The sequence below is a fragment of the Legionella lytica genome (assembly GCF_044626755.1).
GTDB lineage: Bacteria > Pseudomonadota > Gammaproteobacteria > Legionellales > Legionellaceae > Legionella > Legionella lytica_A.
On sequence record NZ_JBGORX010000011.1, the window covers coordinates 1 to 23,755 of the forward strand.

Sequence of the window (23,755 nt, forward strand, 5' to 3'; positions counted from 1 at the left end):
TGTAAAATTACCATTAGAGGATGAAACTATCAATGCTCGCTCTATAGACCTTGCTGAATAAGGGGTGTAGACGATGATGCTGATAAACCAGCGCTATATGGAATTAACCCCTTTTAATTTTTCTATATTTGCCTTATGTTGCTCAAATGCGTTATTAATATTGGCAAATAATTGATCATGACTTCTATTAAAGTTTGATAAATTATCAGAGATTAACTCATCAATCCCTGTTCCTAAAATATTTCTTATCTCTTCCATAGCCCCCTGCTTTCTTACTTCAATAAGAGCGTTTGGAGGAACATTACCAAGCCACAGCATTTTCCCTTTTGCTAGATTTTGAAGCCCTCTTACTATATGCAGATCTTTAATGTTATAGATTTGTTCGGCTTGGTTTGCGTCATATTCCATTTTCCAAACTAGATACTGCCAAGATGTTGGTGCATCAATTATAGGAGTACCATTTAACTTTCTAGCCTTAATAAGAAGCTCATTGCTGATTGACATTCGTCCAACTGATTGAGATAAAAGAATACGACCAGGAGTAGTTAACCCAAATAATTTATTATTTGTATCTTTTGAGGCTCTTATAAGTTGATCTTTGACATCACCCGTCCAAGTATCATCAAATAAAACTCTAGATTCATCAGAAATTTGTTCTACTGCTCGTTCAATAGTATCAAGAGTTTCAGAGAATTCGATTAACTCCTCTATCGATGTAAAGGATCTTCCAAATAATTTTTCAGAGTGTTTTAATGAGTCAGCCTGACCTAATTTATGATAAAATTCTTTTTCCTCTACCTCTAAGACAGAGATATCAGGTAATACAACTACAATGGGTATTCCTACTTCAGCACATGCTAAATCCTTATACTGTAATATATTCATTGCATGTTTTATGAAGTAATAAGCTTTTTCGTCTGGTGGTGATTTTTCAAAAATATGAAGAGATCTTAAGAATGGGTCTGGTAATATTATAGTATCAGTGTAAATACCGCACTTTGATGCAAGATTTTCATCATGAGCAGGGAATAAATCACCACCAAAGATTCCTTTAATATTTTTATGCATATCCTCCACGTGAATATAAGCAATGTCTCCTAATTCATTCCAAAAATCTTTAAGGTAATCTAAAAATTCTTTGAGTTTTTCAGTAACCTCAATTACAGCCTGTGCGTTTTCTGATACAGAAAGCGCAACTGTATGGGGTGTTAGCTTATTTTTTTTCATTAAATCATAAAAATGCGAAAAATTTGTTTCTAGGATTTTAAAATAAGAATTTTGTATCTCTGCTAAAGAGCAAGCTTTTTTTAATTCTTCACGATCATGGAGCTCTGTTACCGCTAAAGCCATAGAGCGAACTAAACCATCCACTGTATTTAAATCAATTTCCCCATCAACCCCATACTTTACAGCCTTTAAACTATCATTGATCTTTAATCCTTCATGTATTTTTACTTTACCGTCTTTGATACTCTGCTGAAGAATTAGGAGTCTTCGTCTTAGGCGTTCTTCATATTCGACTTCCTCATTTCTTGGCTTAGACAATATATTCTCCTTTTTAGACGATGTGCTTTATCGAAAGGCTTTTGTTTGATTATAATATTTTTATTATAGGTTAAGCGGAGGAAATTAGGATTCAATACATTTCTGAACGTCTCCTAATTTATAAATTAGCAGACATATAAAATTGCTAGTCATTCTGCATCTACTAAATCGATTTTTTATACATAATAGACACCACAGTCTATTAATCGATATGGTAGACACTTTTGTTAGCGGTTCACCACCCAATCTTCATAAGTTAATGCAAACCGAAAATGATCGACCCACTGGTTGTTTATTTTAAGGTATCGTTGAGAAAACCCCTCTTTAATAAATCCATTGCGCGTTACTAATAATATTGATGGCGTGTTAACTGGCTGTATATTAGCTTCAATCCGGTGAAGCTTTAATTCCATAAATATCTTTTCAAGCACAAGTTTTAATGCCACGCTCATCAAGCCTCTTCCGGCAAATTTCTGATTTGCGCAATAGCCTAAATAAGCGCTTTGAAAACATCCGCGTATAATTCCGCTTATATTAAAAACTCCTACTAGATCATCATCTTTAAATGCCAAATAGGTCTTGTTCATTTCAGATTGAGACGTGTCAAAATATTTATCAAAACTTTCATTTGTTTTCGGACTATCAATAAGAGGACGATGAAAGTGTTCGCTTTCAACCATAGCGTTAATGAAAACTTCTTTATCCGAATAAAGTAATTCTCTTACGATCATGGAAAACTCTTGAAATATTTTAGGGGTCTACATTTTATCTTTTTTTAAAAATAATAGAAGCACGAAAAACTATCATTAGGGTGTACTCTATTAATTGGTAGGAATAATAAGTAAAACACCTCTCATATGGTTTAAATTTCAACTGTTGATAGATCACTATCAAAACATCTAGAACTAATTGATAAAAAAGGAGGGATTAATAGATTTAATTAACTCTTATTTTATTTATTGAAAAATCATGGAATATGGTCAAAAATAAACAAAAAAGCGCTTTATTTTGATTACAGGGGCAACATGAAAAAAATTACATTAGATTTACCTAGTGAGTTTCTGGAGCTATGCAAACAAGACAACATAGAACCGGAAACAGTATTACGAGGATTTATAGCGGATCTTTGTGGAATTATGAATTTTTCATCTAATCCGAGAGAAGATAGTTACTCAAGCAATGGAAGTGATGAACGTGATTTAGCTAGGTCATATTACGAGCGAGTGGGATACCCTCATTGGAATGGTAATCCCCCCGAAAAATAAGTGATGTCAAAAGTAGAATTTTCTCGTACCCTATGACGAAGGAGATTCTTCATGAAAAGATCAAAATTTACAGATAGTCAGATTCACTCGATTCTAAAACAAGCAGAGAATGGTACTCCTGTTTCAGAACTATGCCGTGAACATAGCATTAGTGCAGCGACATTTTATAAATGGCGTGCAAAATATGGTGGTATGGATGCTTCGATGATGTCACGTTTAAAGGAACTAGAAGCGGAAAATAGTCGTCTTAAAAAGATGTACGCAGAAGAGCGCTTAAAAGCAGAAATCCTCAAAGAGGCGATTGAAAAAAAGTGGTAACACCGTCGCGCCGAAGAGAATTGGCGAAGATGGCGGTGACCCATAGGGATATTTCTGTTCGATTGTCGTGTGAATTGTTTGGCATCAGTGAAACCTGCTATAGATATAAAGCTAAATTAAGTGATGATAATGCGGCAATCGCGGATTGGTTGCTTCGCGTGACACAGAGTCAGCGTAATTGGGGTTTTGGTCTATGTTTTCTCTACCTACGCAATGTCAAAGGATTTATCTGGAATCATAAGCGGGTTTATCGAATTTATCGCGAGCTCGAACTTAACCTGCGGATAAAACCGAAAAAGCGGTTAATTAGGAACAAGCCGGAAGCATTAGCGGTGCCTACTGCAATCAACGAGTGTTGGTCGATGGATTTTATGCACGATCAATTAGACAATGGTCGTTCTTATCGATTATTAAACGTACTTGATGATTTCAATCGAGAAGGCCTTGCTATCGAGGTGGATTTTTCCCTGCCAGCAGAACGTGTTGTAAGAACGCTGAATCAGATCATTGAATGGCGTGGTAAGCCACGACAAATACGTTGCGACAATGGGCCTGAATACATCAGTAAAGTTCTGGAACAGTGGGCTTATAAAAATCAGATTCAATTAGTGTTTATCCAACCGGGAAACCCGCAGCAAAATGCTTATATTGAGCGGTATAACCGTACTGTTCGGTATGATTGGTTAAGCCAATATTTATTTGAAAGTATTGCCGAGGTACAACTTCATGCGACACAATGGCTATGGACGTACAATAATGAACGACCTAATACTGCTATCGGAGGAATTCCTCCAAAGCAAAAATTGGCACTAGTGGCCTAAGTCTCTACTTTTAGTATCAGTTAAAAATGGGGGGATTACCGAATGATTAATGTATTTTACTGTATGTCTCAATAAGCACAACATCGGCTAAAAAAATAACTCATATATTACTTTTACCCATAAATATTTGATTAAGATGAGTACATATTTTACTGATACGGCAATTGCTCAATCCGAGGTAGAGGATATGGGAGAATTTGCCAAACCGTAAATTCTGACACAGATGGGGTCGCTACCCCAAATCTAGACTCCTGGGGTGAGTAGATCGATTTAATAATCCCCGATCTATAATTATTCTACAAGCGTTTGATGGCTTTCTCTTAGCTCTTCATATGTGTATGGAAATTTTTTATCCGCCAATTGAGCAAAACCGTGGTATGCGCTATCAATGTGATGATATATATCATTGATTGCTTGAAACCAAATACTATCCTCACCCAAATCCTGTGAAGAAAGATTGGATAATTTCCTATCTAATTTTGATAAAGCATCAGCAAAATTATTGCCATATACGATGGGGACCCACTGATTTTCTAGGTATTCTATATAATCACAGTCTCGATTCGAGATTATTTTTTCTACAACGTCTAATTGACAACTGATTGACGTCAACCCTAACCACACCTCTTCCTCAAATGGATAAGACCAGGAGCGTAGACCATAACCTCCAACGCTAATCAATTTTTCTATATGATGAAACATTGCGTTATCCTTCGTATTTATCGAAATCAGAAATTAAGAAACAAAATCTTTATCTATCGTCAGCAAAAGCAAATGCATATTGTTTACTTCCGTCATCCATTTCTATTTCAATTGGGTTTAATGGTAACAAGCCATACCCAGCATAATTACATGGCTCTCCCTTAATTATTTTTTTCCCTCCAATTGCTTTTTGTTTGTTGGGTAGAAATCGCCCAATACATTCAATTGCAATTGAGCTACTGGCCTCTTCTTTAGATAAGCCAGCATTTACAAAATCTCTCGCTGTTTGTACCGTTTCACAGATGGGACATTTAAATTTCCAATCCCCTGCATTTTCTCCATAAAGCATTTTTGCTTTTTCCAACCATTCAGAATGATTCATATTTTCTTTACTATCCTCAAAGGTCATCACTTAGCTCCTTCAACCCTTCCCTTAAAGAATCCAAAACATAAGCTCCTTGTTGAAGGTCGCCCTTTCTATAAAGGTTTTCGATCAGGTAGGTCTGGTCAATCAAACCAAGCACTACACACTTTTTCACTAAAACATTTACTTCATCTAACTCCAATTTACACTTCTCCTTAGATTTCCAATACCTAGATGTTAAGATATCGATATAAGCTAGGCCTGGATATTTTTAATGCATTACAAATTTCATCGATCGAAATATGCTTATCTTGATGCATCCTTTTTGCAGCAATAACTTTTGGATGATCCGAATTGATTTTTGGCCTCCCACCTTTTCTACCACGAGCTCGAGCTGCCAATAATCCAGCCTGGGTACGTTCCTGAATTAATCGCCTTTCAAACTGAGCCATAGAAGAAAAAATATTAAATACCAATTCACCGGAAGCAGTAGTTGTATCAATAGCGCCATCACATAAAGATCGAAACCCTACTTTTTTCTCTTTCAATGTTTCAATCAATGAAACTAAATGCGCCATAGAACGTCCTAACCTATCCAAACGCCAAACAACCAGAACATCTCCTTCATTTAATTCTTCCAGACAACTCTTTAGTCCGGGACGGTCTGCTTTTGCACCTGAAGTTTTATCAATAAAAATATTTTTCCGAATACACCCTGCTTTAATTAATGCATCCATCTGTAAATCATGATTTTGCTCCAGAGTACTTACTCGCGCATAACCAATAAATCGCCCAATAATTTCTGTCATATCAGAAAAGCTCAATTTCAATGAGTTTATGATTATATGATAATTAGATGAGTTTTCAAGACATTAAAGACCTTATTTTAAAAGACCCTATATAATAAGGAATAGATGTCTTATAAAACGATCGTTTTTTGAGACTTAGAGAAAGTAAAGTGTTTTCAACTTTAGGTAGTTAAAATGATATATATGGGTACCTCAAGTCGAACATAAAAGTGCTTCAAATTTATTCTAATCTTCCTTTAAATGATGGCCCTTACGGGAGGACTCTGCATTACTTTGTTTTCTAACATAGCAAACCCAGTGCCATGTTTAATAATTGAATAGAAAGCCAAGTGCAGGCATTGAATTCAAAGTAAACAGCTACCATTCGCATTATTAAAAATAATCCACTATTCTTTATAAGAATAATAAATAGTACGTTAAATGAAATTAGTCTAAGGAAAGCAATGAAAAAATTAATAATTTCTCTCTGCCTCATTTTTTTGATAAATCTGACAGGTTGTAATTCTGATAATAATGACACACCCAATCCACATGGCGAATCACCAACGGAACAAAAATAATTAGAAGATAACTCAATTGTTTTGGCTAGATATCTAAATCACAATAACTCGTCCCATTTTAGAGGTGCTACTAATGTTTCAACTCTTTGTATCTGAAGCATCCGATGAAAGCAAAAGCCCAGCTCTCTATTCCCCACCAGTAAAAATGTGAAGCTATAAGCACTTTTAAGAATGTTCTATGGTCAGCCTGGTATCATTACTTTAATCGTGAAACACCAGAAATGATGCGTTTGTTCTCCATCTAAAACCTCGGGTTCAACGTTTAAGCTATAGGTCCCCAACAATAGAATAATGAATATCAAATTAAATTGGAAATGGGGTCCTATTAAAGAAAGGTTAATATCATAATGTAAACAACCCTTAAATTTTTTAATACACTTTTGTATAAATTGAGCATCAAATACTTGAGTTCATTCATTACCATTAACATTTAACTCATAGCGATAGCGTTCAAAACATCGCTTCCCCGCATTTAGTCTGAGGAGCGCTCCTTCAGCAATAGGAGGAATAAGAGCGGGATTGTCTTGTATAAGAGGCATCAGTATTTCTTTATTCCAGCTTTCCGAATGCTTAATATCCATGCTTGAATGTAGGAAATAATAACGTTGTGCTTCCGAGCTAAGCCCTAAACGTTTCAACCCATGGTAAACCTTTATGGAGCGCCTTGGGGCAGTAAGTTCAATTGCTCCCAGAGCTCCCGCCGAATGATAGGCATAATGACGATTAAATGCTAATGCGATCATAATATTACCCAAAGCCGCTGCTTCTGGCATTATTTCTTGGGGAGTAGGAGGTGTTATTTTTAACTCAGTCGCCAAGGTAACCAGCATTGGACCATGCATTCCAGCTTGATGGCCCCGACCCATTTCATCCCAATAGTTTCTTGCGAACTCAAGTTTGGGTTGTGCAGGCATTTTAACTTGTGTCAATGCTGTTAAATCCTCAAAACCTGCTTCACCGGCAATTTCTTGTCGAATAAACCATCTCATTTCGTCCTTATTTGCTTTTTTCTCTAACCAGTCAAAAAGGAGATCGTTCTGGCCTGGTCCTTTATGAATCAATTCTTGAAACCAATCCATAAATTCATTAGCTGTTTGTGGCATATCCCTCATTAAAGGTTTAATTAATGAAATTTCTTTCAATAGCATTTTATGCTCAAGTACACGCATATTGAGCTCATCATCCAGCTCATTTTTCCATTCAAGCGAAGGAAGTTTTGGTTCTAAGCGTTTATGATTAAATAAAGCTAATTTTAAGTGTATTTTTTGGTCTTTAAGAAAAAGTTTCCTATTATTAGATAATTGTGATTCATGTGCGCCCAACTTATCCATGAGAAATCCTGTAATGTAAATTTAGAATAACTTTGCATAATTCATGCCATGTTTTCCAGGAGATAAAATGAAACTACCGAATCCCACTATTGTTGTAAGTGAACCATGTTGCTCAATTAGTAGTGCACATTTGGAAACAGAGGACTGTTCATATAAAATTGCATGGAGCATCAATCCTTACATGCAAATTTCTTCCGCTAGCTCTAGTAAAGCTAAAATGCAGCACTCTAATTTTTTGTCTCTATTACGTCAATGTGGAGCGAATGTTTTACCCTTACCTTTTATTCATGGTGCATTCGATTCGGTTTTTATTAAGGACAGCATTATTTTAGCAGAGGGAACTAAAGGAATACGCGCCTTAATTACACAAGCAAAATATGCTCAGCGAAAAATAGAATCCAACTGGCGTCGCATACATCTTGATCAATTAGGAATTAATATCGAAGGACACTCGAACAGTCACTTAGAGGGAGGAGATGTAGTTGTTTATAATGGAAAAGTTTTTATGGGGTATGGGTTTCGTACAGAACTGGATGCGATGCATGAATTAACACTTTTCTTTAATAAACAAATTATTCCTCTGGAGCTTACACATCCGCATTTCTTTCATTTAGATATGGCTCTTTCTATTTTAAATGATGGGACTGCATTTGCTTATAAAAGAGCATTTACCAATGCCTCTTGGGATACTCTTTGTAACAATGTGAAATCGTTAATTCCTGTTTCCCATGAAGAAGCAACAAGCTTTGGCTTAAACTGGCTAGAAATAAATGACTCTGTCATCATGGGTAGTTATTTACCAAGACTAAAAGATATTCTGGCTAACAAGGGAAAACAAATATATCAAGCTGAACTAGACCAGTTTCAATTAGCCGGAGGCAGTGCTGCTTGTCTCACTACTAAAATCTATTCTAGTGAGAATAATTCTCAAGGTGCTAGAAAAGCTAAGAAGCTTCACGGAAGAAGTTTGCTTCCAGAAGAAAAATTCATTACTTCCGTTTTGAAGATAGGAGCTTATCTAAAGTCCCAGCAATATCAGTTCATAACAGTAACACCAGAAACCCATGGACGGATATTAAACCGAAACATTGACTTTCAGAATCTCTCTGATAAAGAGATAATGCGTCAATTTTTTGGATGGAACAGACCCGTCCCTGAATGTTATTTACCATCGCATATTTTGAAATATCTTCATGAAGCAGGTCTTTTGAGTAACACTGGAGATGGTATTAAAAGCCAAGTTCGTTTTGCAACTCTCCACGGGAAACTCTATGTTCATTCCTCATTCCCCACCTTAGATAAATCCTCTATTTTTTTTGGTCCCGACTCATATCGTTTCGTAAATTTTTTGCGACATCTTAATCTAAATGCTCAGAAAGTACTCGATATTGGTTGCGGAACAGGAGTGGGTGCGCTTTCGTTAGAAAGTGACAGGAAATTGCTCTGTGATATAAATCCTACCGCACTAATATATGCAGAAGCCAATGCCAAATTGAATGAGTGCGAAAATGTTGAATTGTATCATACTGACATTCTTGATGGAGCCCCATCGGATGCTGATTTACTAATTTCTAATCCTCCCTTTATTATGGACACCTTAAATCGTCAATACTGTAATGGAGGTAATTTCTATGGAGTAGAAATTGCGTTAAATATTATTAAACAAGCCATGGAATATTTACGAGAAGGTTCAAGCTTAGTAATGTATACCGGTAGCTGCATCATTAATGGGGAGGATATTTTTTTAAAGCGATGTAAAAAAAATATCTCTGGAATAAAATATCATTTTTCATATGAAGAGATAGATTCCGATATATTTAGCGAAGAGTTAGGTTCCACTCCCTATAAAAATGTGGAACGAATTGCCGCTGTCGGTTTGGTTTTAACAAAACGCATAATTTAACACTTTTGAAATATTCATTGGACGGTTGATAAACTGAGGTTTTGATGGTGTTTTAGTAAACAAATGACTTTAAATTGCCATATGAAGATAATTTTGATATTCATTGAACTCCACACCTCCGAGATTTAAAGGTTCCTACAATTCAAATTAATTTGCGTAATATAAGTCATTAAAATGTTAAACCAAGAGATAGGAGATTGTCTTTAGGAGCTCGAACAGACCATAGCCATACTAAAAGTAACGCAGTTATGTCGCAATTCGCAACCTCTCTTTTATAAAATCTTAGTTCTAATTAAATTAATTGCAATAATGTAGAATTAATCCCTAACTGCCTCTTACAAAATCCCTCTCCTGTCCGAGAGCCCAATCAAAGCCAGCGGTTTAATTTTGACTACTTAGCGCATAAGTACTACAATTTATGAATGGATCGCTACCCAGCCTTTCTAAGGAGAGAATTATGAATAAAGTAATTATCTTATTAGCCACATTATGCTTCTCGAGCGTTTATGCCACTTCTTCATTGACGGGCTCAGAAACAAATACCACCAATCCTAATGCGGGCTCCGGTAATAATACAATGGGTACAGATACGACCCCAAGCCCAAATTCAAACAATAATAATACGAACAACAATAATAACACCACAACAAATCCTAATAATGCAGGAAGCTCTGAAGGAACCACACCAAATAGCGGTTCAGGCAACACCACTAGTCATTAATTGCATACCCACTTTTAGACTGGGGTATCGATCCTTTTAACAATGCAGCTTTGGAGTTCTTCATGTGTGGAATAGCCGGTTGTTTGCAATTAAAAAATCAAGTCCCTATGCCATCTATAGGAAAAATACTCGAAAAACAAAACTCTAGAGGACCAGATAGTGAGGGGTATTATTTTAATGAACGATTAATATTAGGCCATAAACGACTTAAAATAATTGATTTAAGCGACCAAGCAGCTCAACCCATGATCAATAAAGAGCTTGGCCTCAGCTTGGTATTTAACGGAGAAATTTATAATTTTGTTGAGCTTCGTAAAAAGCTTCAGCAAAAAGGCTATTATTTCCAGTCCTCTGGAGATACGGAAGTGATACTTAAAGCCTATGATGCTTGGGGAAAGGATTGTTTACAGTATATAGAAGGTATGTTTGCCTTTGCATTATGGGATGAGAAAAAAAAGACTTTAGTACTGGCTAGGGACAGGCTCGGCATTAAGCCTCTTTATTACGCCGAAACACCTCATGCTTTTCTATTTGCCTCAACACTCCCAGCTCTTTTACAGTCCCCAGGCATTGACACGAGAATAGATAAAGCCGCACTACATTATTATTTAACTTTTCATAGTACTCCTGAACCCTTGACTCTTATTCAAGGGATTAAGAAGCTTTCCCCGGGAGCAGTATTATCACTTGATGAGCATGGAAAAAAAGAGTTTAACTACTTTTGGAAATTAAACTACGCTCATCACATCAATGATTTTCGCAAGGAAAAAGAGTGGATTTCAGAATTAAAAGAAACATTAAATTTCGCGATTAAAAGACAATTTGTAGCCGATGTGCCAGTGGGCGTTTTTTTATCCGGCGGCTTAGACTCCTCTATATTAGTAGCTCTTGCCTCGCAGCTAAAAGGCCATAGTCTACATACATTTTCTGTAGGATTCGATTCCTTTAACAATGAAAAAGGAGATGAATTTATTTATTCAGACAAAGTAGCACAACAATTTAACACGAATCACCATAAGCTGTGGATTCCAAATGAGCAAGTTGGAGGTGCACTGGGCGATTGTATTGCTTCAATGTCTGAACCAATGGTTAGCCATGACAACATTGCCTTTTATTTACTGTCTCAAGAAGTTGCGAAGCATGTAAAAGTGGTCCTTTCCGGCCAAGGTGCGGATGAAATTTTCGCAGGTTATCATTGGTTTCAAAAACTATCCCCTACCCACTTAACCGACTCTCAATCAGCTAAATTAATTCTTAAAGTGATCGCCGATAGAAATTACAATGAATACCAAAAGTTAATCGCTAAAGATTATTTGACACCGAATCTAAGTCATGACTTTCTACTGAATTTATGTAGGGAAAGCGGTACCTCTAATCCTATTGAACAACTTATTCTCTACGAAAGTACAACGGCATTAGCGAATGGCCCATTAAGCAGAGTCGATAATATGTCGATGTCAGCAAGTCTTGAAGCCAGAGTTCCTTTTTTGGATGAACAATTAGTGCAATTAGCTTTTTCTATGCCGCTAAAATTTAAACTACCCAACAAAGGAAAATATATTTTAAAACAGTTGGGAAGACAGCTCCTGCCTACAGAAATAGTGGATAGGCGCAAAGGTTATTTCCCCGTACCTGCGATTAAACATCTGCAAGGGAAAATCGCCTCGCTGATGGAGGAAATGCTTTCTCCAAAGACCATAGAAAATAGAGGAATTTTTAATCTCAATACGGTTCAAGCACTGAGAAAAGCGAATCGCTTTACCCCTACAGGGGGTTCAAAACTTTGGCAAATTGCTTTACTTGAATATTGGTTACAACAACAAAACCTGTGAGGAACAATGCGAATTTCTTTGGATAAAGAGAATATCGATTTTGCTCAAAAACTTGCCACTGAAACGACGATGTTAGAAGAGTGGTTTAGCACGGCTTCTATTAGCGAGGAAGGCATGAAAATTGGTGCAGAGATAGAATTATTTCTGCTCGATAACAAGTTAGATCCTTCGCCAAATAACCTTCAATTTATTTCCCAAGTGAATAAATCATTTCTAGTGCCGGAAGTAGGCGCCTCCCACTTAGAAATTAATACTCCTCATTTCGAACTGACTAAAAATTGTTTTTCAACACTTCACCAAGTTATTTTAAGCGCATTAAACGAATGCACGGTCCATGCTCAAAAAGCTAATTATTACTTAGCTCTTATCGGCTCCTTACCTACTGCCACTCACAAACACCACCACATTACTTATTTAACTAATAAAGCCCGTTACAATGGCTTAAATTCTTTGATGAGAGAATACAATAACGGACCTATCAATATAGATGTCGGAGGGTATGAACCCATCCAATTGGAAGCACATTCCTTAGCTGTGAATGGGTTACTCTCAGCGTTTCAAATGCATTTACAAGTAGGCTTAAGTCAATCCGTACGTTACTACAATATTGCCCAACTCATTGCTGGCCCCATGCTTGCCTTATCGAGTAATAGTCCTTTCTTTTTAGAGCATTTTTTATGGCATGAAAGTAGGGTTTTCATTTTCAATGAAGTAATGACTTTAAATACATTTCAACAGCAAAAAGAATTTCATTGCTGCTTATTTGGAAATGACTATTTAAAATCGACTTTTTTTGAACTTTTTAAGGAAAATCTTCATTTTCCTCACCTCATACCTGATGCACAAGAGTCTCCTATAGAAAAAATGGTTCATGTCAGACAGCAAAATGGAGTTATTTACCGATGGAACAGGCCTGTTCTTGATTTTAACAATCAAGGAATCCCTCATTTAAGAATTGAACACCGCGCCCCGTCTTCAGGCCCAACAATCACTGATATGGTTGCTAATGCCGCATTTTATTACGGATTAATGCACTATTATTTTAGATCCCCACTGCTTATTGAGACCCTGCTGCCCTTCTCCATGGTGAGAAAAAACTTTTTTGATGCCGCTAAATATGGTTTAAATGCCACATTTAATTGGGGAAATCATCGAGAAAAAATCAACGCGAGAACCTTATTGAACGTATTAATTCCACAAGCGAAAGATGGCCTTTTGGCGCTTCATATTGATAAAGAAGACATCGATTTTTATTTAAGCATCATTAAAAATCGCGTGGCAAAAAATGCAAGTGGTAGTCAATGGCAACTTCAGTTTGTGAATAAATACGGTAAAGATTTTTCAGCTTTATTAGAGGTATATTTAGGTTATCAATACCAAGATAAAACAATATCAGAATGGAGGATTTAGAGTCTCCCAAATTCAATATGCTTAAAGGATCTTGAGGAACACCGTATTTTCCCGAATTGTTTAGCACATGCTCTCCCACATTAGAATGATCTTAACTACAAGCTCAGGGTCGTCCATTGGAGCCATTCGTGGAGCATGACTTGTATAATTGGCTGCATGATTCCACCAAGGAGTGTCTACTGCCCAAGGCATAATAGTGGCGACTTTTATGGTTGAACTATGACCACTTAAATACAATTCTTCATTTAAAGAACGGCTTAAACTTAAGTTGAAGCATATGTATTTTGTAAGGCAACTTCACTATCAATAGAACCTACGTTAATTAAAGTTCCGAACTTATAATAAACTGCTTCAACGTTCAATGCGCGCCATAAATAAACCCTTTTAAGTTGACATCTACAACAAGCACATGAACTTCTAAAGGAATTTCCCAAAAATACCCTAGCTATTTATTATATTCCCCAGTTAGTGTCAGGAGCGAAGCAATTATAAAAATAGAATGGTTTATTTATACATGCCAATAAACTAAGGAAAACCCTCATCGAAAAAAGGAAACAGGTTAATGCTTCACGCGATGTGAATAGAAAATTGTACGAATTAGTATTATTTGAAAGTAAAAGCTCCTCCTAGGTATTTACTATGATTAGCTCATTTAAATTTCCATGATCTTTTGACGATAAGCTCAAAGATTGAAACTCTTTAAATTCATGGTGCAGAAATACATGTTAAAAAAAATCATCATTGCATAAATTATTATATAAACATATCCTTAGTTTCAAAACTCTATTGGACGATGATTAAAAAGAGTTAAGTAATTTCTCTGCGGAGAATATCTATTACTATTTAAAAGGATTTAACTAAATTGTTTATTATTAATCAACAAGTTTTAAGAGGCCCTAACTACTGGTCTAATTACAGAAAAAAGCTCATTGTTTTCACCATTGATATTGATATATATGAAGAACTTCCCAGTAATCTTTTACCTACTTTTAATGAAAATCTTATAAAGCTACTCCCAAGTTTAAATACTCATCGATGTTCTCCTGGAGTCTTTGGGGGCTTTCTCATGAGATTAAATGAGGGCACCTGGTTAGGCCATATCATAGAACATGTTGCTTTAGAGTTACAAACACTTGCAGGAATGGATTGTGGGTTTGGTCGTACCTACGGGACCTCCAAAACTGGTGTATATAAGGTCATATTCAGTTATGAGCATGAAGAGGCTGGACTTTATGCAGGAAAAGCAGCCTTTAATCTAGTGAAGCAGCTCGCTTCAGGACAGCACTATAAGGAATTAGAGGACGATATCTCCTACCTTCAATACATTGCCAGACAAGCAAGTTTAGGCCCAAGCACCGCATCGATAGTAAGCGAGGCTAAATTAAGAAACATTCCATTTAAAACATTTCCCAATAGTTCGCTCGTTACATTTGGCCAAGGTTGTTATCAGAAATCCATTTGGGCTACGGTGACCTCACAAACCAGCGCTATTGGGATGGATACGGTAAGTGATAAGGAGTTAACTAAAAAAATCTTAGAAAATCACTTTATACCCGTGCCTCATGGAACCTCTGTTTGTTCTTTGGAAGAACTCGAAAATGCCTTAGAAAATCTCTCTTTTCCTTTAGTTATAAAACCTTTTAATGGTAATCATGGGAGAGGTGTATTAACCAATATTCATTCTCGTGAAAAAGCATTATTAGGCTATGAATTAGCAAAAAAAATCTCAAAAAAAGTACTCGTGGAAGAGTATATTAAGGGTAATGATTACCGATTTTTAGTAATTAATTATAAAGTAGTCGCTGTTGCTAAACGCACTCCGGCCTGTATTGAAGGAGATGGTGTTCAAACGATTAAAGAACTTATTGGTAAAATTAATTCTGATCCTAAACGAGGTAAAGGACACGGAAAAGTTTTAACGACAATAGAGATTGATGAAGAAACAAATACTCTTTTGATCGAAAAGGGCCTGTCCTTAGATAGCGTACTTCCCGAGTCAAAAATACTCCATTTGAAAAGTACAGCAAATTTAAGCACGGGAGGTACCGCAACAGATGTTACCGATTGGGTGCACTTTTCAAATATCCATTTAGCTCAGCGTATTGCACGTATTGTTAATTTAGACATCTGCGGCATTGATATCGTATCGGAAGGAATCAATCAACCGATTCAAAGATATGGTGGCGCTGTTATTGAGGTTAATGCCGGTCCCGGACTTCGAATGCATTTGCAGCCCTCACACGGTAAAAGCAGAAATGTAGCTGCACCCATTTTAGATATGCTCTATCCGCCAGAAAGTAAATTCACTATTCCTATTGTCGCTGTTACGGGTACTAACGGGAAAACCACTGTGGTGCGTTTAACCGCTTTTTTAGCACAAACTGCAAAATTTAGTGTGGGTTTCACCACCACAGAAGGCATTTATATTAATGAAAAATTAATTTTTTCCGGTGATTGCAGTGGGCCTAAAAGCGCAAATGCTGTATTGGGAGAACCTACGATTAACTTTGCTGTTTTAGAGTGTGCTCGTGGAGGAATATTACGCTCCGGTTTAGCTTTCGATGAATGTGACATAAGTGTTATAACCAATGTATCCTCAGATCATTTAGGATTAAAAGAAATAAATACCATAGAAGAATTAGCACAAGTTAAAGCAGTAGTGGCGAGAAGCACAAAAAAAACAGGATATTGTATTTTAAATGCAGAGGATGATTTAGTGTATGCACTAAAAGCAGAGCTTTCATGCACTGTTGCGTTATTTGCTTTAAAGAATACCGACAGAATTCAAAAACATTGTGAATTAAATGGGGGCTTAGCGTGTTATATTGAAAAAGACTTCATTGTAGTGCAAAAAGGAATTACCAAAAATACAATCGCTCCTCTTTCCCGCATCCCCCTTGCATTTCAAGGAACCTCCAGCGCGATGAGTAAAAATATACTCCCAGCGGTTCTAGTAGCTTTTATCTCTAAGTTTTCTTTAACAGAGATTCAAACAGGACTTTATAATTTTCATCCTACCCCAGAGAACTTACCCGGGAGAATGAATCTATTTACCTTTAACTCGATTCAACTCATGTTGGATTATGCTCATAATGAGGGGGGGTATTTAGAGCTAAAAACCTTCTTAAATACCCAACAGAGTAAACATCGTGTTGGCATTATTAGTGTGTCTGGTGATAGAAGGCCTATTGATATGCAAAATGTGGGGTCTCGCGCAGCTGAGTTATTTGATGAAATTATAATCACCCATCCCGAAGATACTCGTGGAAATACCAATGAAAATATCACCCATGAATTAATGACCGGAATAAGAAACTCAGGATATGTCCCCTGTGTTGAGGTTATTTCAAATGAATATACCGCAGTTAAAACAGCACTTAAGCGAGCCCACCCCGAAACTTTTATTTTTTACACCCCAGAAAATGTCTTTGAGGCGATCGAGTTTTTAAAAGAGGTACAAAAGGAGTTGTCTTATGCCTAATAAGGGGACACTTTTTTTAATAGGTGGAGGAGAAGATAAAGTAGGTTCCCCGCCTGATATTATGGAATATACTAGCGAGTTTACTCGTTATGAATTACTACGTGAGTTAATTCCACATGCCAAAGAACGAACAATTGAACTCATTACCTCAGCCTCTAAAATCCAAGAGAGCATAAAAAATACCTACCAGAAAGTATTCAATAAGTTAGGATATGAAAAAATTGACTTTATACCTATTGCTGAGCGTTCCGAAGCTAACTCCACCACCTATTTAAAACGAGTCCAAGAAGCGGGTGTGATTTTTTTCACAGGCGGTAACCAATTTCGCCTATCTACAATTTTAGGTGGCACTTCATTAATTGATATGATTAAAGAGCGATATAAAGCAGACTCCGATTTCCTAGTAGCAGGGACTAGCGCCGGCGCAATGGTTATGTCTTCGGTAATGATGAAAGCAGGAGGACGAACAGAAGCACTGATATACAACAATTTACACACCTCATCAGGCTTTGGGTTAGTTCCTAACTATATTATCGATACTCATTTCATAAAGCGTGGCCGTTTTGGGCGGCTTGCCCATGCTATTATCATGAATCCTGAACAATTAGGATTAGGTTTAGGCGAGGATACAGGATTAATGATAAAACCAGGGAATAAGGCAGAATGTTTAGGCTCTGGGATGACGGTGGTAATTGATGGCCGCCAAATAGGGCAAACTAATATTAGAGAAGCTGAAGAGGGTGAAGCTATCTACGTCGAAAATCTTAAAGTCCATCTTCTTGTGAAAGGGTGTCAATTTTTAATGGATGAGGTTAAATTTCCTTAGATATACATTCTTTCCGGATAGAATCATTATATAACCATTCGATTCCATATCCTAACCCAAAGGAGTGCCTGTGCTTCGCTAAGTTGTACGCATAATTTATGGCCCTGTTTAACCAAAACAGAATATAAAAAGGCATCGTTTATAAATAAAATGAGAAGAATGGAATAATTAACTTGAAACACTACGATATCCTCATTTTTATATTTGGAGCCGCTTTTCTGGCATCTGCATGGTTACCTTCTAAATTAAAGAAGGCCCCTTTCTCTCTGCCTATGATTTGGTTAATCGTGGGTATTTTTGTAGCGATCTTAAATACAAATTTGCCTAATGTGAATCCTTTAAAAAATAGCCAATTAACGGAACGTCTAACAGAGTTAGCGCTGATCATTTCTTTATTGGGTGCAGGTTTAAAACTGGATCGTCCAGTGGGATGGGGCAATTGGAACGTGACTTGGCGACTTTTGGGAATCACATTACCTCTTTCAATTGGATTCATGACATTATTATTAATGTTCCTATTAGATATGCCATTCATTGTATCTTTTTTATTAGGGGCGCTTATTGCGCCAACGGATCCCGTACTAGCTAGTGATGTGCAAGTAGGACCACCGGGAAAAGGTGAGGAACATGATGTTCGCTTTGCATTAACTAGTGAAGCAGGTCTTAATGATGGACTAGCATTTCCATTCGTGCAATTTGCTATAGCTTTAACAATAATTCCAATAACAGCTCACTCTATAATACCCTGGATGCTATGGAGTTTCCTGTGGAAAATAGGCGCGGGTATTATTGCCGGAATCGGAATTGGCTATCTAACAGCCAGAATAATTCTTAAGCCCACAACCGTATTTGGGCCTCGGGATGGATTTATTGCAGTCGCTTTAACTTTTCTAGCTTATGGCGGTGTCCAGTTAATTAATGGGTATGGTTTTGTGGGAGTATTTGTAGCTGCTCATGTATTTCGGCACTACGATCACGATCATATTTTACATACTACATTATACAATTTTACAGAACAACTTGAGCGACTCATCATTCCGTTGCTCTTAGTCATTATGAGCGTATTAGTTTATCAAGGCCTTTTTACACAAATTACAAGAAATGAAATAATAGCTTCTTTAATTTTTTTGTTATTTATAAGACCTATCACCGGATTAATTGGATTAATTGCTTCCAAGATACCTTTTTATCATAGAGCTGTTATATCTATATTTGGTATACGAGGTATAGGGTCCTTTTATTATCTGGCATATGCTCTGAACCATAGTTCTTATTTTCTTAAATTCGGACCACAGTTATGGCGTATGACTGTCTTCATTGTGCTCGTTTCTATTGTTTTTCATGGTATGAGCGCTTCTATAGTATTTCAACGGCTTAGTGTTTCAAGTAAATAATCGATTACCGATGAATAATAATGTTGGATGTTCCCCAACTTTTTTAAGTTGATGAAGGTATATAAGATTTCCTGCTCCCCAAGGACCCTCACCAATTTTATCTTCTATAAATTAGTTATGACTTTCTTATAAAGAAATTAATCCCTTTTCATTCTGCGTATAGGTTTCCTTATTTAGGGTCAAGGTCAAATGTATTTACTCATTCTTATTCATTCTTTGAGAGCGCTCATGACATACTTTGTTATAGTGTTTCTCTAATTTTTCTAGTTCCTTATCGGATAAGGAGGCTAAGTCAATCGATAAATTATCCGCACGTAGATGGGACTTAATTAATTCATCTAATTTCAAATTGATAATTTTTGTATCTCTGTTCTGAGTATTTTGAATCAAAAACACCATTAAAAAAGTTACAATCGTGGTTCCTGTATTAATTAAAAGTTGCCATGTGTCGGAATAATTAAAAAAAGGGCCGGTTACTAACCAAATAACAATGAGGAGGGAAGCCAATAAAAAAGATCCCGCCTTCCCACTCAGTTCTGAAATCCACTGCGCAAATTGTGAAAACAACGGTTTATTATTCTTTTGCTCATCCATATTAAAAACTCCATTTTTCTAATTTAAATTTTAGGGTACTTTTTCCTTAACTCTCTGAAGAACTTAGGAACTTAAATTTACTAATTAAGTAGGTTTTATTGAAACCTAAATTGTGGCAATTGACTTAAATTAAAATAAAATTTAACTAAGGAGGCGAATGATTTAGAGTTTGTTTTTTTCATCACCTTAGCTCGATGGGCCTCCACCGTAGAAAGGGAAATATTTAGATCCCTAGCGATTTGTTTATTAGATTTTCCTTCCGTAACTTCTTTAAAAACTTCGACTTCTCGCGATGTTAATTTACGAAAGTCTTCTATAAGGGTATTTGCATTAGACAAACGTGACGTCTTATTCATTTTGAGGCATCTTTGAACCGTTTCTAATAAATAGTGCGGATTTATTGGATTCGTAAGAAAATCCTCTGCACCTGATTTCATTGCTGTTACCGCCATAGGAACATCCCCATCAGATGTAATAACAATGGGTGACAAAGAAATATTATTCTCTTCTAATTTATTGAGTAATTCTAAACCGCTCATGACCGGAAAGCGTACATCTAAAATTAAGCATCCGGTTTGATAGGTATATTCATTTAAAAAAGTAGACGGATTATCATAAGTCTGAACACGGAGATTGACTGCCCTAAATAAATTCTGAAGGGTACCACATTCGTCCAATTTTCTATTGATTATAAAAATAGTATCTTCAGTAGTATTAAAAGTAAGCTTATCCATTACTATCAATCTAAATAATTGACTCAAAAGAAAGAGTAACTCAGAGTAATTTTAATTTCAATTTCCTTTAAAAATCTAAAATCCTGAAATGAACGAGTTATGAACTGTAGCAAAGCGAATCAGTCAAATTAAATTTCCCTAATGGAGCAATTCCATTAGGTCTACCAAATTAATTAGTGAACCGTTTTGCTACACTCCAAATTTAGATTAGTCTTGTACTTCACAAGTTATTTTGGTGCAATCCCGACAGTTTTTAGCAGCAAATTCAAAACTTGATGCAGCTGCATCTTGGTGCTTCGCCATTTGATCGTCTGCTGCCTTGTCAGAAGTCACATCACTGCTACTCGCATTGGTGGTACAAATCCAATTTTTTGTCAAATCCGTCTTGGTCTCGGCATAAAGACTAGAGGTACCTAATACCAGTAAAATCATTATTAATTTTTTCATATTTAAATCCTTTTAAAAATAAATTATTTATTCTGAAAGTCTTTAACTGCTTTCTCTGCCTCTTCTTTGGTATAACCATAATGTTTTTGTAGTTTTCCATAAACCTCTTGATGATTTCCTTCAATTTCCGTGTAGTCATCATCAGTAAGTTTTCCCCAAGCTTGTTTCATTTTGCCTTTTACCTCTTCCCACTTTCCTTGAAATATATCTTTGTTCATAATAAATACTCCTTTAGTTTGATAAGACAGTATATTCGGGCAGAGCTATAAATACTTCATGGTCTTCTGCATGCACCTCAGAGAAACTAAGTATAGGCCAATTTTATATTTTGTGATTTATCTTCTCAGGTCACTCTCACACGCCAGAAATTCATTTTAAAAATATCTGAAATACGTTTTTGAAATTAATAAAATGAGAAATCTCCTTTGTTTTTCTTATGTTACCTAATTACCCGTTTTATTTTATTGCGAAGTGACTAATTATGGGCCATATTTAACAATACTTCATGCATGAAGGAACATTGATAAGAAATTTATAAGGAGATTTATGATGAATAATCAAACTAAAAATGGTGGAAAAGGACATAATTCAACCCAAGAGTCTCGAATTAAAGGTGGAGAACATTCACCAAAAAGTACTACCAAAAAACAAACAAATCTTTCTCAAGACGATAAAAAAAGACAAGACAAACCTCATAAGTAAGAATATATACCCTTGCCTTCTGAAGGCAGGGGTGCTCATATCTATAACACAACTTAATATTTTCCATCCCTTCTTTACCATGGCCTCAAAGACGCTATCTGGTGTATAAAAAAATAAAACATTGCTCATTGCTCGATTTATTAGTGTTTTTATCGCTAATATTCATTGGAAATAATTTCAACTCCTAAGGTCAGCTGGAATTGTTTATTCCTGTAATCAGTTCCTTAGTGAAGTGTTCCCTTGTGTTCCCAAGAGTGTCCTCCTGGATAAGTAAATGATAATTTCCTACCTTAACTGTGTATTTAATTGGAGGTTAAGAAGGCATTAGGGTACTACTTAACCTCCCTGTAGGGTGATAACATTGATTCTATATTTTGGGTTTTTAATAAAGTAGAGGGGGCCCGCATAAAAATAGGGGGCTTTAATGGGGGCACTTATCCGTTGGATGGGCGCTCATCCTTAGTAGTTAAATCTTTTAGTAAACCTCTAGGGTTATTATTTTTTCCACTTAATTTCAATTTCCAGCTCGCATTCTTCATCCGCTTCTTCATATTCAAATTCCACGTGAGTATTTACGGGGACATAAATGCGCTGTTTGTTTATTTGTATCTGAAAACCTTTATTCTGCTCAATAGCATTTGCAATTCTTCGTAACTTGTGGGCAATTGCTAATGCGCCATATTCTTTTTCAAGTTCAATTTCATTATTTTGTTCCATCAAAATCTCCCTGAAGTGTCAATATATCTTCTCTTCTTCATTATAAATGTTGAAACCAGTCCGCTAATCTATAATACACAGGATTACTTTGTTTAATTATAGTTTATTCAAAAGGAACTCACTAAGTTAATAGGAGCATAATATGGACATATATAACTATTTGCATAAAGATCACTTGAACGTTTCAAAACTTTTTAGCAAGATTATTGATTCCCAAGATCCAGAGGAAAGAAAACGATTATTTATAGAGGTGAAGAAAGAACTGGAGTTACATTCGGATCCCGAACGAGATACTTTTTATAAAGCTTTAGAAAAGAGGGCAAAAGGGAAGGAGGATGCTGAGCATGGGGAGGAGGAGCACAAAGAAATAAAAAAAGCACTCAAAGCTGTAGATAAATCAGAGACTGAAAGCCAATGGTTAATTAACATAGGAAAACTTCTCCACATCGTAGAGCATCATGTTGAGGATGAGGAAACGACCATGTTTGAAGATGGAAGAAAAATTATTTCTGATACTAAAGCAGAATTGTTAGTTGAAGAAATGGTATCCTTAAAAGATAAATTACGTTCTTCAAAAAAATTTATTGAAACTTTTGGGAATGGAGCGCCCCAGAGGTAAATGGAATATGCAGGAAATATGCTACCAGCTTAGAACTGGTAGCATAGAACACTTAGGAGTTACGGTATTTTTCCCAGCGTGTAGTCAAATCTTTCTCCGGTAAGGTTTCGTTAACCCCTAAAATAATACCACCCGATTGAATTTCTGTTTCAATCACCTTCGCCTTATCCTCAGAAATTCCCCAGCCGATAAGGGAGCCTACCAAACCACCGGTAATGCCTCCTGCTCCTGCGCCTGCCAATCCTGCTGCAATAGGGCCTGCGACAACAAGACCTAATCCTGGTATAAGAAGGCTGGTTCCTAAGGCAGCTAATGCGCCTACAATTCCTCCTAAAGCCGCACCTGTAGCTCCTCCAACTGCCAATCCTTCCGAGGCTTTAGATCCTTCCTTTACCAGTACTGAATTATAATATTTATTTCTCGAATCCTCCGACATCAACACAGTAATATCTTGGGGGGAATAACCGGCATCAAGGGCTTCCTGATATGCCTTTTCTGCAGCCTCAGGGGTCTTGAATACTTCGGTGGTTATATGTATGTCTTTTTGTGCGTCCATAACGTACTCCTTTTTTGGTCAGTTCCTGGCTTTCAGGAGGTAATGAACCAGTTTTTCATACCAGTTCGCATCCTGTTAAAAAATGATACTTATGTTGTATAAGC

Annotated in this window: 24 protein-coding genes; 11 read left to right on the forward strand and 13 right to left on the reverse strand. The window is 36.4% G+C overall.

Annotation, left to right across the window (positions count from 1 at the left end; translation table 11 throughout):
- Positions 1-93: 93 nt before the first annotated feature.
- Positions 94-1,545 carry a hypothetical protein gene (locus tag ACD661_RS15305; RefSeq protein ID WP_400188740.1) on the reverse strand — a complete coding sequence of 484 codons (1,452 nt, stop codon included), beginning with the start codon at positions 1,543-1,545 and terminating at the stop codon, positions 94-96.
- 227 nt (positions 1,546-1,772) lie between these two features.
- Complete coding sequence (locus ACD661_RS15310; RefSeq protein ID WP_400188741.1) at positions 1,773-2,276, reverse strand: GNAT family N-acetyltransferase; 504 nt, start codon at positions 2,274-2,276, stop codon at positions 1,773-1,775.
- Positions 2,277-2,570: 294 nt separating this feature from the next.
- Between ACD661_RS15310 and ACD661_RS15315 the strand changes: the two genes are divergently transcribed.
- Both ACD661_RS15315 and ACD661_RS15320 read left to right on the forward strand, forming a co-directional pair.
- On the forward strand, positions 2,571-2,810 hold the full coding sequence (locus ACD661_RS15315; RefSeq protein ID WP_400188742.1) for a hypothetical protein: 240 nt from the start codon (positions 2,571-2,573) through the stop codon (positions 2,808-2,810).
- A gap of 51 nt (positions 2,811-2,861) precedes the next feature.
- A protein-coding gene (locus ACD661_RS15320; protein WP_400188743.1) for an IS3 family transposase occupies positions 2,862-3,949 on the forward strand; the annotation gives its coding sequence in 2 pieces (ribosomal slippage) (positions 2,862-3,123 and positions 3,123-3,949; 1,089 coding nt in all).
- Positions 3,950-4,240: 291 nt separating this feature from the next.
- Here the strand turns inward: ACD661_RS15320 and ACD661_RS15325 are convergent.
- The 5 genes from ACD661_RS15325 to ACD661_RS15345 form a co-directional block, all read right to left on the reverse strand.
- The gene (locus ACD661_RS15325; protein WP_400188744.1) at positions 4,241-4,651 is read right to left on the reverse strand and encodes a hypothetical protein; all 411 of its coding nucleotides are present in this window, start codon (positions 4,649-4,651) and stop codon (positions 4,241-4,243) included.
- Between the two features lie 49 nt (positions 4,652-4,700).
- Positions 4,701-5,060, reverse strand: a complete 360-nt coding sequence (locus ACD661_RS15330) for a VVA0879 family protein (protein WP_400188745.1) — start codon at positions 5,058-5,060, stop codon at positions 4,701-4,703.
- The gene (locus tag ACD661_RS15335) at positions 5,050-5,217 is read right to left on the reverse strand and encodes a hypothetical protein (RefSeq protein WP_400188746.1); all 168 of its coding nucleotides are present in this window, start codon (positions 5,215-5,217) and stop codon (positions 5,050-5,052) included. The genes ACD661_RS15330 and ACD661_RS15335 overlap by 11 nt, the downstream gene beginning before the upstream one ends.
- A gap of 28 nt (positions 5,218-5,245) precedes the next feature.
- Positions 5,246-5,824 carry a recombinase family protein gene (locus tag ACD661_RS15340; RefSeq protein ID WP_400188747.1) on the reverse strand — a complete coding sequence of 193 codons (579 nt, stop codon included), beginning with the start codon at positions 5,822-5,824 and terminating at the stop codon, positions 5,246-5,248.
- A 970-nt stretch (positions 5,825-6,794) separates the two neighbouring features.
- Complete coding sequence (locus ACD661_RS15345) at positions 6,795-7,715, reverse strand: iron-containing redox enzyme family protein (protein ID WP_400188748.1); 921 nt, start codon at positions 7,713-7,715, stop codon at positions 6,795-6,797.
- 67 nt (positions 7,716-7,782) lie between these two features.
- On the opposite strand from ACD661_RS15345, the gene ACD661_RS15350 reads away from it, so the two are divergent.
- The 7 genes from ACD661_RS15350 to ACD661_RS15380 all read left to right on the forward strand — a co-directional run bounded on the left by ACD661_RS15350 (position 7,783) and on the right by ACD661_RS15380 (position 19,282).
- The gene (locus ACD661_RS15350) at positions 7,783-9,618 is read left to right on the forward strand and encodes an arginine deiminase family protein (RefSeq protein WP_400188749.1); all 1,836 of its coding nucleotides are present in this window, start codon (positions 7,783-7,785) and stop codon (positions 9,616-9,618) included.
- A gap of 457 nt (positions 9,619-10,075) precedes the next feature.
- Positions 10,076-10,339 carry a hypothetical protein gene (locus tag ACD661_RS15355; RefSeq protein ID WP_400188750.1) on the forward strand — a complete coding sequence of 88 codons (264 nt, stop codon included), beginning with the start codon at positions 10,076-10,078 and terminating at the stop codon, positions 10,337-10,339.
- Positions 10,340-10,401: 62 nt separating this feature from the next.
- Positions 10,402-12,171 (forward strand): N-acetylglutaminylglutamine amidotransferase, encoded by a 1,770-nt coding sequence (locus tag ACD661_RS15360; protein ID WP_400188751.1) that lies wholly within the window; start codon positions 10,402-10,404, stop codon positions 12,169-12,171.
- Between the two features lie 6 nt (positions 12,172-12,177).
- On the forward strand, positions 12,178-13,581 hold the full coding sequence (locus ACD661_RS15365) for a glutamate-cysteine ligase family protein (RefSeq protein WP_400188752.1): 1,404 nt from the start codon (positions 12,178-12,180) through the stop codon (positions 13,579-13,581).
- Between the two features lie 862 nt (positions 13,582-14,443).
- Entirely contained in the window at positions 14,444-17,062 is a 2,619-nt protein-coding gene (gene cphA / locus ACD661_RS15370) for a cyanophycin synthetase (protein ID WP_400188753.1), read from the forward strand.
- Positions 17,055-17,888 carry a cyanophycinase gene (locus ACD661_RS15375; protein WP_400188754.1) on the forward strand — a complete coding sequence of 278 codons (834 nt, stop codon included), beginning with the start codon at positions 17,055-17,057 and terminating at the stop codon, positions 17,886-17,888. Before cphA ends, ACD661_RS15375 begins: the two co-directional genes overlap by 8 nt.
- Before the next feature lie 173 nt (positions 17,889-18,061).
- Positions 18,062-19,282 carry a cation:proton antiporter gene (locus tag ACD661_RS15380; RefSeq protein ID WP_400188755.1) on the forward strand — a complete coding sequence of 407 codons (1,221 nt, stop codon included), beginning with the start codon at positions 18,062-18,064 and terminating at the stop codon, positions 19,280-19,282.
- A 195-nt stretch (positions 19,283-19,477) separates the two neighbouring features.
- Here the strand turns inward: ACD661_RS15380 and ACD661_RS15385 are convergent, their stop codons facing one another.
- The 4 genes from ACD661_RS15385 to ACD661_RS15400 all read right to left on the reverse strand — a co-directional run bounded on the left by ACD661_RS15385 (position 19,478) and on the right by ACD661_RS15400 (position 21,275).
- Entirely contained in the window at positions 19,478-19,876 is a 399-nt protein-coding gene (locus ACD661_RS15385) for a low affinity iron permease family protein (protein ID WP_400188756.1), read from the reverse strand.
- Between the two features lie 95 nt (positions 19,877-19,971).
- Entirely contained in the window at positions 19,972-20,610 is a 639-nt protein-coding gene (locus tag ACD661_RS15390; protein WP_400188757.1) for a response regulator transcription factor, read from the reverse strand.
- Between the two features lie 207 nt (positions 20,611-20,817).
- A complete protein-coding gene (locus tag ACD661_RS15395) occupies positions 20,818-21,057 on the reverse strand; it encodes a hypothetical protein (protein WP_400188758.1) in 240 nt (79 codons plus the stop codon).
- Positions 21,058-21,080: 23 nt separating this feature from the next.
- Positions 21,081-21,275: a CsbD family protein gene (locus ACD661_RS15400; protein WP_400188759.1), complete on the reverse strand. Its 195-nt coding sequence runs from the start codon at positions 21,273-21,275 to the stop codon at positions 21,081-21,083.
- Between the two features lie 328 nt (positions 21,276-21,603).
- On the opposite strand from ACD661_RS15400, the gene ACD661_RS15405 reads away from it, so the two are divergent.
- A complete protein-coding gene (locus ACD661_RS15405) occupies positions 21,604-21,759 on the forward strand; it encodes a hypothetical protein (RefSeq protein WP_400188760.1) in 156 nt (51 codons plus the stop codon).
- Positions 21,760-22,254: 495 nt separating this feature from the next.
- Here the strand turns inward: ACD661_RS15405 and ACD661_RS15410 are convergent, their stop codons facing one another.
- Positions 22,255-22,476 (reverse strand): amphi-Trp domain-containing protein, encoded by a 222-nt coding sequence (locus ACD661_RS15410; RefSeq protein WP_400188761.1) that lies wholly within the window; start codon positions 22,474-22,476, stop codon positions 22,255-22,257.
- A gap of 142 nt (positions 22,477-22,618) precedes the next feature.
- Here ACD661_RS15410 and ACD661_RS15415 point away from each other — a divergent pair, with 142 nt between their 5' ends.
- A complete protein-coding gene (locus ACD661_RS15415) occupies positions 22,619-23,095 on the forward strand; it encodes a hemerythrin domain-containing protein (protein WP_400188762.1) in 477 nt (158 codons plus the stop codon).
- A 52-nt stretch (positions 23,096-23,147) separates the two neighbouring features.
- Here the strand turns inward: ACD661_RS15415 and ACD661_RS15420 are convergent, their stop codons facing one another.
- Positions 23,148-23,651: a hypothetical protein gene (locus ACD661_RS15420; protein ID WP_400188763.1), complete on the reverse strand. Its 504-nt coding sequence runs from the start codon at positions 23,649-23,651 to the stop codon at positions 23,148-23,150.
- Positions 23,652-23,755: the final 104 nt, after the last annotated feature.

What these genes read in the sequence shown, in the direction of transcription:
- ACD661_RS15360 (WP_400188751.1), top strand. Translation starts at nt 10,402, where the DNA reads ATGTGTGGAATAGCCGGTTGTTTGCAATTAAAAAATCAAGTCCCTATG.
- ACD661_RS15405 (WP_400188760.1), top strand. Translation starts at nt 21,604, where the DNA reads ATGATGAATAATCAAACTAAAAATGGTGGAAAAGGACATAATTCAACC.
- ACD661_RS15420 (WP_400188763.1), bottom strand. Translation starts at nt 23,651, where the DNA reads ATGGACGCACAAAAAGACATACATATAACCACCGAAGTATTCAAGACC.
- ACD661_RS15340 (WP_400188747.1), bottom strand. Translation starts at nt 5,824, where the DNA reads ATGACAGAAATTATTGGGCGATTTATTGGTTATGCGCGAGTAAGTACT.
- ACD661_RS15325 (WP_400188744.1), bottom strand. Translation starts at nt 4,651, where the DNA reads ATGTTTCATCATATAGAAAAATTGATTAGCGTTGGAGGTTATGGTCTA.
- ACD661_RS15350 (WP_400188749.1), top strand. Translation starts at nt 7,783, where the DNA reads ATGAAACTACCGAATCCCACTATTGTTGTAAGTGAACCATGTTGCTCA.
- ACD661_RS15345 (WP_400188748.1), bottom strand. Translation starts at nt 7,715, where the DNA reads ATGGATAAGTTGGGCGCACATGAATCACAATTATCTAATAATAGGAAA.
- ACD661_RS15390 (WP_400188757.1), bottom strand. Translation starts at nt 20,610, where the DNA reads ATGGATAAGCTTACTTTTAATACTACTGAAGATACTATTTTTATAATC.
- ACD661_RS15410 (WP_400188761.1), bottom strand. Translation starts at nt 22,476, where the DNA reads ATGGAACAAAATAATGAAATTGAACTTGAAAAAGAATATGGCGCATTA.
- ACD661_RS15415 (WP_400188762.1), top strand. Translation starts at nt 22,619, where the DNA reads ATGGACATATATAACTATTTGCATAAAGATCACTTGAACGTTTCAAAA.
- ACD661_RS15365 (WP_400188752.1), top strand. Translation starts at nt 12,178, where the DNA reads ATGCGAATTTCTTTGGATAAAGAGAATATCGATTTTGCTCAAAAACTT.
- ACD661_RS15385 (WP_400188756.1), bottom strand. Translation starts at nt 19,876, where the DNA reads ATGGATGAGCAAAAGAATAATAAACCGTTGTTTTCACAATTTGCGCAG.
- ACD661_RS15375 (WP_400188754.1), top strand. Translation starts at nt 17,055, where the DNA reads ATGCCTAATAAGGGGACACTTTTTTTAATAGGTGGAGGAGAAGATAAA.
- ACD661_RS15310 (WP_400188741.1), bottom strand. Translation starts at nt 2,276, where the DNA reads ATGATCGTAAGAGAATTACTTTATTCGGATAAAGAAGTTTTCATTAAC.
- ACD661_RS15400 (WP_400188759.1), bottom strand. Translation starts at nt 21,275, where the DNA reads ATGAACAAAGATATATTTCAAGGAAAGTGGGAAGAGGTAAAAGGCAAA.
- ACD661_RS15315 (WP_400188742.1), top strand. Translation starts at nt 2,571, where the DNA reads ATGAAAAAAATTACATTAGATTTACCTAGTGAGTTTCTGGAGCTATGC.
- ACD661_RS15395 (WP_400188758.1), bottom strand. Translation starts at nt 21,057, where the DNA reads ATGAAAAAATTAATAATGATTTTACTGGTATTAGGTACCTCTAGTCTT.
- ACD661_RS15330 (WP_400188745.1), bottom strand. Translation starts at nt 5,060, where the DNA reads ATGACCTTTGAGGATAGTAAAGAAAATATGAATCATTCTGAATGGTTG.
- ACD661_RS15355 (WP_400188750.1), top strand. Translation starts at nt 10,076, where the DNA reads ATGAATAAAGTAATTATCTTATTAGCCACATTATGCTTCTCGAGCGTT.